The sequence below is a fragment of the Nocardiopsis mwathae genome, from assembly GCF_014201195.1.
GTDB lineage: Bacteria > Actinomycetota > Actinomycetes > Streptosporangiales > Streptosporangiaceae > Nocardiopsis_C > Nocardiopsis_C mwathae.
The window spans coordinates 3,203,906-3,217,765 of the sequence record NZ_JACHDS010000001.1 but is presented as its reverse complement, the minus strand read 5'-3'; the positions used below and the strand labels follow the sequence as shown (position 1 = coordinate 3,217,765).

General features: G+C 74.4%; 3 protein-coding genes. All 3 read left to right on the top strand.

Annotated elements, in window-relative coordinates; all coding sequences use genetic code 11:
• Positions 1 to 300 precede the first annotated feature (300 nt).
• The 3 genes from HNR23_RS13860 to HNR23_RS13850 all read left to right on the top strand — a co-directional run bounded on the left by HNR23_RS13860 (position 301) and on the right by HNR23_RS13850 (position 13,854).
• Positions 301 to 1,830 (top strand): endonuclease/exonuclease/phosphatase family protein, encoded by a 1,530-nt coding sequence (locus HNR23_RS13860; protein ID WP_184075979.1) that lies wholly within the window; start codon positions 301 to 303, stop codon positions 1,828 to 1,830.
• A 716-nt stretch (positions 1,831 to 2,546) separates the two neighbouring features.
• Positions 2,547 to 3,803: a styrene monooxygenase/indole monooxygenase family protein gene (locus tag HNR23_RS13855; protein ID WP_184075978.1), complete on the top strand. Its 1,257-nt coding sequence runs from the start codon at positions 2,547 to 2,549 to the stop codon at positions 3,801 to 3,803.
• 628 nt (positions 3,804 to 4,431) lie between these two features.
• On the top strand, positions 4,432 to 13,854 hold the full coding sequence (locus tag HNR23_RS13850; RefSeq protein WP_221308113.1) for a type I polyketide synthase: 9,423 nt from the start codon (positions 4,432 to 4,434) through the stop codon (positions 13,852 to 13,854).
• Positions 13,855 to 13,860: the final 6 nt, after the last annotated feature.

Here is a 13,860-nt window from a genome sequence, read left to right as displayed (position 1 = left end):
GGTCGGCGACGCCGACGCGCGGCATGGGTCCGTCGGCGGCGGGAGCGGCGGCGAATCATGTGGTGCCCCTGGTCGGACAGTGCCAGCCGCGGCAGAGCGGGCACCACCCGTAACCGCCCCTGAGTCCGCGGTCGGCGCCGGCACCGGAGTAAGGGGTGGGGGCCGTGGTCACGGGTGGTGGGGAGTGTTCACCGCGGTGTCGCGGATAGTCCGGACGTTGTTGGGCATACCGGGTGATCGGGGCTGCACAGTGACCGATTGCGGCCCCAATGTCCCCCAACCGAGAGGCAGACCGGAAACATGCACGACTGGCAGCACCGCGTACTGGCGGTCACCACCGTCGGCATACTCGCCCTGACCGCGGCCCCCGCCGCGGTGGGCACAGCGGACACCCAGGGCACCCTGACGGCCTCGGCGGAGTCCGTCGTCTCGGGCGAGCCGATCGCGTTCGACTACGCCACCTCCGAGCCGCACGGCACCGACTGGATCGGGCTCTACAGCGCCGACGGCGGCGGCCCGGTCGACGAGGAGTACGTCGCCCCCTCCCTGGACTGGCGGTACGCCCCGGAGGCCGAGGGAACCCTGGAGTTCTCCACGTCCTCCCTGGAGCCGGGCGCCTACACCGCCTTCTACCTGGCCCGCGACGGATACGCCTGGCTGGCCGAGCCCGTCGACTTCCAGGTCCGGCCCGAGGGCGGGACCTCCTTCCCCGTCGGCGAGGCCACGCTGGGCAACGCGCGTGTCGGCGACCCCTACGAGGCGCGGCTGGGCGGTCTGGTCACCCCGTCCGACGCCGTGTTCACCCGCGTCGGCGGCGACGAGTGGATCGACGTCGCCGAGGACGGCACGGTCAGCGGGACACCGGACGGTGCCGCGCGCGATGCGCGGGTGACCGTCGAGGCGGCAGGGCCGGACGGCTCCACCGCGCGGCTGACCGCCGTCATCCCGGTCCGGGGCTCCGGGCAGCCGCTCGTCGACGAGCTCGGCGCGCTCAGCTTCAACACCTGGCACGGTGGCACCCAGGTCGAGGGCTACCACGACAAACAGCTGCGCTTCCTGCTGGAGAGCGGCGCCGACATCGTCGGCCTGCAGGAGACGCAGGGGCGGCACGCGGCCCGGCTGGCCGAGGCGCTGGGCTGGTACCACTGGCAGGGCTCGGGGAGCCTGGGCGTCATCAGCCGCTACCCCATCGTGGCCGAGTACGGGGAGGTGAACGCCTCCGCGGGCGTCCGGGTGGCCCTCGACGGCGAGGACTCCCAGGTCAACGTGTGGAACGTGCACCTGGGCTACACGCCCTACGGCCCCTACGACGCGTGTTTCGAGCGGATGGACACCGACCGCATCCTGCGGCGCGAGGCCGATTCGGGGCGTACCGGGCAGATCACCGACACCCTGGAGGCGATGGCCGGCCAACTGGCCGCGGCCGACGAGGTGCCGGTCCTGCTGCTGGGCGATTTCAACGCGCCCTCCCACCTGGACTGGACCGAGGAGCTGCGGGAGAAGAACTGCGGTTATGCGGACGTGCCCTGGCCGACATCGGTGCTGCCGGCCGAGGCCGGGCTGCGCGACACCTACCGCGCGGCCAACCCCGACCCGGTCGCGTCCCCCGGCGTCACCTGGTCGCCGGTCTACCCGTTCCACGAGGGGTCGAGCGGGCCGGCCGAGCCGCAGGACCGGATCGACTTCGTCTACCAGGCGGGGAGCGGGCTGAGCGTCCGGGAGTCGCGCGACGTCGTGGTGGGTGACCCTCGTCCGGTCCCGCACCACGCCGGAAACGAGTGGACGTCCGACCATGCGGCGGTACTGACCCGTTTCACGGTGTCCGGGTGAAGTCGACCTGGATCGCCGAATTCGGCATCCGCTGCACCCGGGGAATGGCCGTTCCGCCCAGGGTGGCATACGTTAATAGTGCGGAGTGAAATGCGAATTCCGGGTGGGTGTGAAAAAGCATCCCCTTTTCGGGTGGGTTGAGGATCCGATGTCGGGAGGCCGGGGGAATTCCCTCGGCCTCCCGACGCGGAGAAGGGCGGAACGCGGATCGCCGCCGCCGTGCGGAGTATTGCCGCGGCGGATTCCGGTGCGCACCGGTGGCCCGCTTCAGCGGGCGGCACGATCCCGTCGCCCGCCGAAGCGGGCGACGGGACCGGCGCCCGGGCGCGGTGCTGCCGCTGCGCAGGCGAGGTGCATGCGCCGACCTCGGGTTGCCGCCGGTTGGCGACAGACGGGCACGAATAGCGACATCGTCCACCAATGAGCGCGAAACCGGTGGAATCACCGTCATTTTGGCATTGAACGACTTCGGCGGATATCCGGAGGGGTACGTCCGGACAGATCCGCGAAGCGGGGGAGATCGGCGATGACGTCCCGATCGTGGAATTCGACGCACGTGGCCGTTCCCCGGGCGCTATGGTGCCTAAGGTACAAACATTCGGCCAGCGCCGTAGCACCGGTCGACTGACCGAGGGACGCAGATCAGGGTCGGCCGCATCCCCCGACCGGCCCAGCACCAGTGCCCAGAATCCATCGCCCGGGAAGTTGTCTCTTCGATGCGCAAGATCCTTATCGTCGGTGCCGGCCAGTCGGGCCTGCACCTCGCTCACGGTCTGCTCAGCCACGGGTACGACGTCACGGTGATCACGGGCCAGACCTCCACGGAGATCCGTACGGGCCGGCCGGCGGTCACCCAGCTCACCTATCCCACCGTGCTGGGGTACGAACGCGAGCTCAACATCGACTTCTGGAGTTCACAGGCCCCGCACATCGAGACGTCCAAGCTGCACGCTTACCCGGCGCCGGGGCCCGCCGCCATGACCGTGACGGGCTCCTTCGCCGACCGGACCTATGCCGTCTCGGTCGACCGGCGGGTGAAGATGGCCGACTGGCTGGAGTACTTCGAGGACAGCGGGGGCAAGGTCGTCATCCACGGCGTGACCCTCAGCGACCTCGACTACTTCTCCCGCATGTTCGACCTCGTGGTCGTCGCCGTCGGCCACGGGGAACTGGGGGCGCTGTTCGAGCCGGACCCCGACCGTTTCAGCGGCGCCCGCCCCCGCATGCTCGTGCAGGCCAACATCTACGACGTGGCCAACGACACCGGATTCCCGGAGTCCATCGGCTGGATCGGCTCGGCGGCCAAGGCCGGCAACATCTGGCTGTTCCCGATCCTCACCGCCGACGGCCCGTGCCACTCCCTGTTCATCGCCGACAAGCTCGCCGGCCCCATCGGCGCCTGGATCGACAAGCCCCGTCCGGACGAGCTGTGGCGGCGGATGGTGGACCTGCTGCGACGCAACACCCCCGAGTACTACGAGCGGGTGCGCGACGCCGAGCTCGTCGACGGCAGGAGCACGCTCATCCAGACCCTCACTCCGCAGGTGCGCAAGGCTGTGGCCCGGCTCCCCTCAGGCGGCAACGTCCTGGGCATCGCCGACGTCGTGATCACCTCCGACCCGTTCGCAGGGCAGGGGTGGAACAACTCCACCCGCTGCGCCAAGAGCTACCTGGAGTGCATCCTGGAGCGCGGGGACCGCCCCTTCGACGCCGAGTTCCTCTCCGGCATGTTCGAGAGGTTCTGGCTCTACGGCTACGACGCCGAGCTGTGGGCCGACACCGTCTCCAACTACTGGGAGGCCCCGCCGCCGGAGCACGTCAACGCGGTCCTCGGCGCCGCGGCGACCTACCGGGAGGCGGGCGACCGCTGGATCCAGGGCTGGAACGACCCATCCAGCTTCCGCGACTGGCTTTATGACCCTGAAGGTGCGCGTGCCTACCTGGCCGAACTTTCGGCCAAGTACGAATCCTGAAATATGCCTCCTGTTTACGTATTCGCAGGTCGCGGCCTGGGTGCTTCTGCGGAAGCGTCCGGGCCGCTGTGTATCCTGCGTCACATGCGCCCCATTGGGACCGTAATCCCATGCTCACGCGGTCGCCATCCGCAACCGAAATGAAATTGCGTATTGCCGTGCATATGCGCGGGAGTTACGATCATTGGGATGTCGCCGCCTGAGATATTTATGTTGCGCCCTGTGCCGCCCGTCGTTTATGGTTCCGACTCCCATTCTCATCCCCGTATCCCGCGCACCGCTCCCCGTGGTCGCCGCGATCCCGGCGCCCGCGCCCTTCCGCCGACCATCGGTTGTGCGCCTCCGGCGCGGCGGGCCGAACCACGCTCCGAACCGTTTCTCCGGACGCGTCGGCGTAACCCCGCGGGCTCGCGTCGGGATCGGCGAATGACGCGAAGAGCGCGCAAGGGCACATGTTCGTTCCGTGGAGGGGCGATGCTCTTTCCTTTGCCGTAGGAAAACAGACGGGACGGAGCTCTATTGTTCAATGTCGGCGTCCTGTGCCGAAAACGGGCGTAATGCACGAGTTCCCGGATCGGAATGCGGGCGAGGGCCGACGGCTGTCAGCAGCGAGGGGGAGGGAATCGACGTGGGACTGGACGGTTATGAGACACACGGGTTCGAGGTCGGCGCGGAGCCAGGCGGGGAGGTCGCCGTCATCGGCCTCGCCTGCAGGTTTCCGGGCGCGGACGGCCCGGAGGAGTTCTGGCGACTGCTCGACGACGGCCGCAGCGCGGTCCGCGAGATCCCCCCGGAGCGCGCCTCCGCGGGCACGCCGCCGGTCCGGTGGGGAGGCTACCTCGACCGCGTCGACGCGTTCGACGCGGGGTTCTTCCGCATCGCACCGAATGAGGCCGCCGCCATGGACCCCCAGCAGCGCCTCATGCTGGAGCTGGGATGGGAGGCCCTGGAGGACGCCGGAATCGTTCCGGCCGTCCTTCGCGGCACCGACACCGGTGTGTTCACCGGCGCGTTCACCCATGACTACGCCACCCTCGTGCACCGCGAGGGCGCCGACGCCATCACCCGCCACACCCTCACCGGCCTCGACCACGGCATCATCGCCAACCGGCTCTCCCACATCCTCGGTCTGCACGGCCCGAGCATGACCGTCGACGCCGGACAGGCCTCCGGCCTGGTCGCCGTGGACATGGCGGTCGAGAGCCTGCGCCGTGGCGGTTGCGAGCTGGCCATCGCCGGCGCGGTCAACCTCATACTCGCTCCGGACAGCGGTCTCACCACCTGGAAGTTCGGTGCGCTCTCCCCCGACGGCCGCTGCTACACCTTCGACGCCCGCGCCAACGGCTACGTGCGCGGCGAGGGCGGGGGCGCCGTCGTCCTCAAGCCGCTCGCCCAGGCCTTGGCCGACGGCGACCCCGTCTACTGCGTGATCCGCGGCAGCGCCGTCAACAACGACGGGGCGACCGACTCCCTGACCGTGCCCAGCGGCGCCGCCCAGGCCGCCGTGGCACGCAGGGCCTGCGCCCAGGCGCGCACCGACCCCGCCGACGTACAGTACGTGGAACTCCACGGCACCGGCACTCCCGTGGGGGACCCCGTCGAGGCAGCCGCCCTGGGCGCCGCCTACGGCGCCGCGCGCGCCTGCGGCCACCCCCTTGCGGTCGGCTCCGTCAAGACCAACATCGGCCACCTCGAAGGGGCCGCGGGCATCGCCGGGCTGATCAAGACCGCGCTCAGCATCCACCACCGGCGCCTCCCCGCCAGCCTCAACTTCACCGCGCCCAATCCGCGCATCCCCCTCGACGAACTGAACCTGCGGGTCCGGACCGCCACCGGGCCCTGGCCCCGACCCGGCCGCCCGCTGGTAGCGGGCGTGAGCTCGTTCGGCATGGGCGGGACCAACTGCCACCTGCTGCTGGCCGAACCGCCGCCGGTCCCCGCCGCCGAGCACCCCCGCACCGCCTCGGGCACCGCCCTGCCCTGGACGGTGTCCGGCACCACCCCCGCGGCCCTGCGCGACCAGGCCGCCCGGCTGCGTGACCACATCGCGCGCCGCCCCGACGCCGACGTAGGCGAGGTGGCCCACGCTCTGGCCACCACCCGCACGGCGTTCCGCCGACGCGCGGCCGTCGTCGCCACCGACCGCGCGGGCTTCCTGCGCGGCCTGGCGGCCCTGGCCGACGGCGCGGACACACCCGAGGTGGTGCGCGGCACCGCGCTGCCCGACCCCGTACCGGCCGTCGCCTTCACCGGAGCCGCGACCCGGAGGCCGCGCATCCACCCGCGGCTCGTCGAGGCCTTCCCGGTCTTCGCGCGAGCCCTCGACGGCGCCTGCGCTGCGCTCGGCCCCCGGCTCGGCCCCCCGGTGCGCGCCGTGCTGCACGGCCGTGTGCCGCCCGGTGGCGAGTTCGTCCAACCCGCCCTGTTCGCCGCGGACGTGGCGCTCTTCCGGCTGTTCGAGGAATGGGGACTGAGCCCCGGCCTGGTCGCCGGCGAGGGCCTGGGGGAGATCACCGCCGCGCACGTCGCCGGTGTGCTCGAACTGGCCGACGCCGGACTGCTGGTGGCCGCCCGGGCCCGGCTCGGCCGCGTGCCCCCCGGCACCGACCGGGCGGCGGACCCGGCCGCCGAGGAGTTCGCGCGGAGCGCCGCCCGGTGCGCCGCGTGGCCGCCGCGGATCCCCCTGGTGTCCGCCCGGACCGGCGGACTCGCCACCGCCGAGGTGTGCTCCGCCGATCACTGGCTCGGTCACGCCGACGCGGCCCGCGGCTCCGACACCCGCGCCGCAGCGGCGGGCCGCACGCCGCACGACCTGGGGGCCGGGGTGGTCCTGGCCGTCGGCGGGCCCGCCGAGAGCGGCCCGGTTCGGGATGGCGCACCGCCCGGCCCGCTCGTCGGGGCCACGGCGGGCGAGGCCGACGGCGGGTCTCCCGCACACATCGTCCGAACGCTCTGCGAACTGCACGTCAGCGGTGTCGAGGTCGACTGGGCACGGCTGCTGCCGCGCGGCGGCGGTCATCCGCGGACCAGGCCCACCCTGCCCACCTACGCCTTCCAGCGCGAGCCGCACTGGCTGTCCCGGAGGCCGGACCCGTCCGCCACCGACGACACCCCGGACCACACCGATGCGGCGTCGGAACCTGTGCCGGAATCGCCGCAGCAGACGCTCCCCGCCCACCCCGCCCCGGCCACCGCCTCCGACACCCCCGCCGCCGAAGAGGCGCGGTACCGTCACGCCCTCGCCACCGTCCGCACCGCAGCGGCCGACCTCCTGGGCCACACCGGCCCCGAGGCGATCGACCCCGCACTCACCTTCACCGAGCTCGGGTTCGACTCCCACGACTCCGCCGCGCTGGGGGCCCGCCTGCGCAAGGTCAGCGAGGTGTCCCTGCCCGACACCCTGATCTTCGACCACCCCACCCCGGCCGTGCTCGCCCGCCGCATCGCCGGGCTGTCGGCCCCGCCGCAACGGCCCGACCGGTCCACGGCCCCCACCGCTTTCGGCCTCCCGCCCGCCGACCCGGCACCCCGACCCGAGCCGTCCCGTTCCGCGACCTCCGCGCCACCCCCGCCGCTCGTGCCCGCACCTGCGGCCCCCGACCCGGCCGAGCCGATCGCCATCGTGGGTATGGCCTGCCGCTACCCCGGCGGCGCCGACAGCCCAGAAGACCTGTGGCGCCTGGTCACCGGTGGAGTCGACGCCATCGGCCCCTTCCCCCATGACCGCGGCTGGGACCTCTCCCGGCTGTTCGGCGGCGACTCCGGCACCCACGGCCACAGCTCCGTGCGCGAAGGCGGGTTCCTGCACCGGGCGACCGAGTTCGACGCCGGATTCTTCGGGATCAGCCCCCGCGAGGCACTGGCCATGGACCCCCAGCAGCGGCTCCTGCTGGAGACCTCCTGGGAGGCCCTCGAACGCGCCGGGATCGACCCCGCGAGCATGCACGGCAGCCGCACCGGCGTGTTCGTCGGCGCGATGTCCCCCGACTACGGCCCGCGGCTGCACGACGCCCCCCGCGACCTGGAGGGGCTGCTGCTCACCGGCGGCACCGCCAGCGTGCTCTCCGGCCGTGTGGCCTACTCCCTCGGCCTGGAGGGGCCGGCCGTCACCGTCGACACCGCCTGCTCCTCCTCGCTGGTCGCCCTCCACCTCGCCGTCCGCGACCTGCGCAGCGGCTCCTGCGACCTCGCGCTGGCCGGTGGTGCCGCTGTCATGTCGGGCCCCGGCATGTTCACCGAGTTCAGCCGCCAGCAGGGACTGGCCCCCGACGCCCGCTGCAAGGCGTTCGCCGCCGCGGCCGACGGCACCGCCTGGGCCGAAGGGGTCGGCGTCCTGCTCCTGGAACCCCTGTCCCTGGCCCGCAGCCGCGGCCACCGTGTCCTCGCGCTCATCCGCGGCAGCGCCGTCAACCAGGACGGCGCGTCCAACGGGCTGACCGCACCCAGCGGGGCGGCACAGGAACGCGTCATCCGCGCCGCGCTCGCCGACGCCCGCCTCGGCGCCGCCGACGTCGACGCCGTGGAGGCGCACGGCACCGGAACCCGGCTCGGCGACCCGATCGAGGCCAACGCGCTGCTGGCCACCTATGGGCGCGAACACGGTCCCGACGACCCGCTGTGGCTGGGATCGCTGAAGTCCAACATCGGCCACGCCCAGGCCGCGGCCGGGGTCGGCGGCGTGATCAAGATGGTCATGGCGATGCGCGACGCCGCCCTCCCGCCCACCCTCCACGTCGACGCGCCCACACCGCACGCCGACTGGTCCCAGGGCGGCATCGCCCTGCTCACCGCCCCCACCCCCTGGGCCGACCGCGGCCGGCCGCGGCGCGCCGCGGTCTCCTCGTTCGGCATCAGCGGAACCAACGCCCACATGGTGCTGGAACGCCCGGACGACACCGCCGCGGCAGCGGTCCCGCCCCACACCCTCCCGCACCCCGCCGGCCGGGGCGCCGTGCTGCCGTGGGTGCTGTCGGCCAAGAGCGACGACGCCCTGCGCGCGCACGCCCGGCGGCTGCGCGACGCGGTGGAGACCGACCCGGCCGTGGCGGGCGCCGACGGCGCCCTGTCCCTGGCCACCACCCGCGCCACCTTCGAGCACCGCGCCGTGGTCCTGGCCGCCGACCGCGACGGTGTCGCCCGCGGCCTGGACGCCGCCGCCCGCGGCGACGGAGACACCGTAGGCGCCGCCGTGGTGCGGCGCCGCGGCGCCCTCGGCCCCGTCTGCGATCCGGTGTTCGTGTTCCCGGGCCAGGGCGCGCAATGGCCGGGGATGGCCGTGGAGCTGCTCGACGCCTCGCCGGTTTTCCGAGAGCGTATGGAGGCCTGTGCCGCGGCCCTGGAGCGGTTCACCGGCTGGTCCCTGTTCGACGCGTTGCGCCGCGCCCCCGGCGCGCCGCCCCCCGACCGGGTGGACGTGGTCCAGCCGACGCTGTGGGCCGTCATGGTCTCCCTCGCCCACACCTGGGGTGCGCTGGGCGTCCGCCCCGCCGCGGTCGTGGGCCACTCGCAGGGCGAGATCGCCGCGGCCTGCGTCACCGGCGCGCTGAGCCTCGACGACGCCGCGAAGACCGTGGCGCTGCGCAGCCGCGCGGTGGGTGCCCTGGCCGGCACCGGAGGCATGGTCTCGCTGGCGCTCCCGGAGCAGCAGGCCGCCGGCCTTCTGGAACCGTGGCGCGGGCGGCTCCACATCGCCACCGTCAACGGCCCGAACGCCACGGTCGCCGCGGGTGAGGCCGTCGCCGTCTACGAGCTGCTGGACCACTGCGCCACGGCCGGCATCCGGGCGCATCGCATCGGCGTCGACTACGCCTCCCACACCCCCTTCGTGGCGGAGGTGCGCGACGAGGTCACCACCGCCCTCGCGGGGCTCGACCCCCGGGAGCCCGCCGTGCCCTTCTTCTCCACCCTGACCGGTGACCGGCTCACCGACACCCCGCTCGACGCCGACTACTGGTACCGGGCGCTGCGCAGCCCGGTCCGCTTCGGGGCGGCCGTCCGGACCCTGGTCGACGCCGGGCACGGCCTGTTCATCGAGATCAGCCCGCACCCGGTGCTGACCGGAGCCATCGAGGACACCCTGGGGGCCGCCGACGCGCCCGGCGCCGCCGTCGGCACGCTGCGCCGCCACGAAGGAGGCTGGGACCGGTTCCTGGCCTCGGCCGCGGAGGCCTTCGTGCACGGCGCCCCGGTCGACTGGACCCCGGTCGTGGCCCGGCCCGGCGCCCGCCGGGTCGACCTGCCCACCTACCCCTTCCAGCGGGAGCGGTACTGGCTGCCGCCCGCCACCGCGGCGCCCGACGCGGCCTCCCTCGGCGTGGACGCGGTGGACCACCCCCTGCTGGGCGCGGCCGTGGACCTCGCCGATGACGGCACCGTCCTCACCGCGGGGCTGTCGCCGCACCGCGTCGCCTGGCTCGCCGAGCACACCGTCGACGGCACCCCCCTGTTCCCCGCGGCCGGCTTCGCCGAGCTGGCGCTGCGGGCAGGAGACCGGGTCGGTCGGCGCCGGGTGCGCGAACTGGACATGGCCGCACCGCTTCCGCTCACCGGCGACGACACCGTCCAGGTCCGCCTCACCGTGGACCACCCCGGCGCCGAGGGGGAGCGCCCGTTCACCGTGCACTCCCGGCTCGACGGCGACGGTCCCTGGACGCGCAACGCCACCGGTCTCCTGGCCGACGGAACGCCCTGCGCGGAGCCCCTGCCCGCCGCCTGGCCGCCCCCCGGAGCCGCCCCCGTCGACCTCGACCGCGCCTACGAGCGCCTCGCCGAGCGCGGCTACGGCTACGGGCCGGCGTTCCGCGGGCTGCACGCCGCCTGGCGCGACGGCCCCGACCTGTTCGCCGACATCGCCCTGCCCGACGACTCCGGAGGGGAGCCAGCCGACTACGGCCTGCACCCCGCGCTCCTGGACGCCGCGCTGCACGCCCTGCTCCTGGACGAGCCGGCGGACCGCGGTCTGCTGGTCCCGTTCCGCTGGAGCGACATGTGCCTGCACGCCGTCGGCGCGCGCGAGCTGCGCGTCCGGCTCCGCCGCACCGGCCCCGACACCGTGGCCGTCCGCGCCACCGACCCGGCCGGAGCGCCGGTCCTCACCACCGACCTGGAGCTGCGCGAGGCCCCGGCCGACTGGCTGAGTGCCCTGGGCCGCCGCACCGGCTCCCTCTACCACCTCGACTGGGAGCCCCTGTCCGTTCCCGAGACCGGCTCGGACGAGGGCGTGGCCGTCCTCGGCGGCACCGCGCCCCTGCCGGGAGCACGTGCGGGGGAGTTCCTCGACGCCGCCGCCCTGGCGCGGGCCATCGACGCCGGCATACCGGCACCGCGGGTCGCCCTGGCGGTGTGCCCCATCGCACCGGGCGGATCCGACGCCCACCCCGTCGGCGGGACACACGCGGCGGCGCAGTGGGCGCGCGCAACCATCCGTGCCTGGCTGGCCGACCCCCGCCTCGCCGACACCGCGCTGGCCGTGGTCACCCGCGGCGGTACCGCGGCGGTGCCCGGTGACGTCCCCGCTCCCGGGCAGGCCGCGGTGTGGGGGCTCGTGGCCGCCGCCCAATCGGAGCACCCCGGCCGGTTCGTCCTGGTCGACGTGGACGGCGACCTTCGCTCCCCGGCCGCGCTCACCGCGCTGTTGGGCACCGGCGAGCCGCGGATCGCGGTGCGCCGGGGAGGCGGCCGGGTGCCGCGGCTGGCCCGCCACTCCACCGCGCCTCCGCTCTCCGTCGCCCCCGGATGGCGGCTGGATGCCGGAGGCACGGGCGGCGTCGACGACCTGGCGCCGGTCGCCGTCACCGACCTGCCCCTGGGGCGCACCGAGGTGCGCGTGGACGTACGGGCCGCCGGGCTCAACTTCCGCGACGTGCTCATCGCCGTGGGCCTGTACCCCGGTGGCGGCACCATGGGCTGCGAGGCGGCCGGGGTGGTCACCGAGATCGGCCCGGACGTCACCGGGCTGCGCCCCGGCGACCGTGTCATGGGCCTGTTCGACGGCGCGTTCGGACCGACGGCGGTGACCGACTACCGCCGCCTGGTGCCCGTCCCCGACGCGTGGCCCGACACCCTGGCCGCAGCCGTGCCCGTCGTCCACGCGACCGCCTACCACGCGCTGGTCGAGGTCGCGGCCGTGACCAAGGGCGATTCGGTGCTCATCCACGCGGCCACCGGCGGAGTCGGCACCGCGGCCGTGCGGCTCGCCCGGCACCTGGGCGCCGAGGTCTTCGCGACCGCCCATCCCGCCAAGTGGCCGGTCCTGCGGGCCATGGGCCTGGACGACGAGCACATCGCGTCATCGCGTACGGCAGAGTTCGAGGAGCGGTTCCGCCAGGTCACATCCGGCCGGGGCGTCGACGTCGTCCTCAACGCCCTCGCCGGGGACCTCACCGACGCGTCACTGCGGCTGCTCGCCCCCGGCGGGCGCTTCGTCGAGATGGGCCGAACCGACGTGCGCGACCCGGACGAGGTGGCGGCCGCCCACCCCGGCACCGCCTACCACCCGATCGACCTGCTCGAACTGCCGCACGACCGGGTCAGGGCGCTCCTGGAGGAGGTCACCGGCCTCCTCCGGGAGGCCCGGCTCGACGCGCCCCCGGTCGCCGTCTGGGACCTGCGCCACGCCCCGGAGGCGCTTCGCCACCTGAGCCGCGCCGAACACACCGGCAAGGTCGTCCTCAGCGTGCCGCGGGCCGCCGACCCCGAGGGCACCGCCCTGATCACCGGAGGTACCGGCACCCTGGGCGCCCTGGTCGCCCGCCACCTGGTGACCGCGCATGGGGTCCGCCACCTTGTGTTGGCCGGGCGGCGCGGCCCGGACGCCCCGGGCGCCGAGCGCCTGCGCGACGAGCTGGCCGCCCTGGGCGCGACCGTGGCCTTGGCCGCCTGCGACGTCGCCGACCGCTCCGCCCTGGCCGCCGTGATCGACGCCATCCCCGCAGAACACCCCCTGACCACGGTGGTGCACGCCGCCGGGGTCCTGGAGGACGCCCCGTCCGAGACGATGACCGCCGAGGCGCTCGACCGGGCACTGGGGGCTAAGGCGGATGCGGCGTGGCACCTGCACGAGCTGACCCGGGACCGCGATCTCGCCGCCTTCGTCCTGTTCTCCTCCGCCATCGGAGTCCTCGGCGGCCCCGGCCAGGGCGCCTACGCAGCCGCCAACACCGCGCTGGACGCGCTCGCCCGGCACCGGCACGCCCTCGGGCTCCCCGGGGTGTCCCTCGCGTGGGGGCTGTGGCAGCAGGCCAGCGGCATGACCGGCCACCTCGGCGACGGCGACCGCGCCCGGCTGGCCCGCCTCGGGCTGGCACCGATGCCCACCGAACGGGGACTGGCCCTGTTCGACGCGGCGCTGTCGCTCGGCCGCCCGCACCTGGTGCCCGCCGACCTCGACACCGCCTCGCCGGTGGCGGCGTCCGTCCCGCCGCCCCCGCCGCTGCGCGGCCTGCTCCGGATCCCGGACCGTCCCGCGGCGCGTACCTCCCCGGCGGCCCGGGCACCGTGGGCCGCCGATGTGCCCCCGGCCGAACGGCGCCGTGCCCTCCTCGACCTCGTGCGCCGCGAAGCCGCCGCGGTCCTCGGGCACTCCGGCACCGCCGGCATCCCGCCGCACCGGCCGTTCTCCGAGGCCGGATTCGACTCCTTGACCTCCGTGGAGCTGCGCAACCGCCTGGCCGCCGCCACCGGTGTCCGCGGCCCCTCCAGCCTGCTGTTCGACCACCCCACGCCCAGCGCCCTGAGCGGGTGGCTGGCCGGCCGGCTGAGCCCCGAGGAAGGGCAGGGCGGTGGCGCCCCCGCGCAGCCGACCGCCCCCGACACCGCCACCGACGAGGCCCGGCGGGCACTGGACGGCATCCCGCCGGCCGTCCTGCGCGCCAGCGGTCTGCTCGACGCCCTGCTGGATCTCGCCCGCACCCCCGGCGACCCTGCCGACAGCGCCGTCCCCCGGCCCCGCGACAGCGACGACCCGATCGACGCCATGGCGGCCGAGGAACTCGTGAACCTCGCCCTGGACGACCACCGCGACCACACCGGCTCCGCCGGCCACGGAGGCTGACCACCG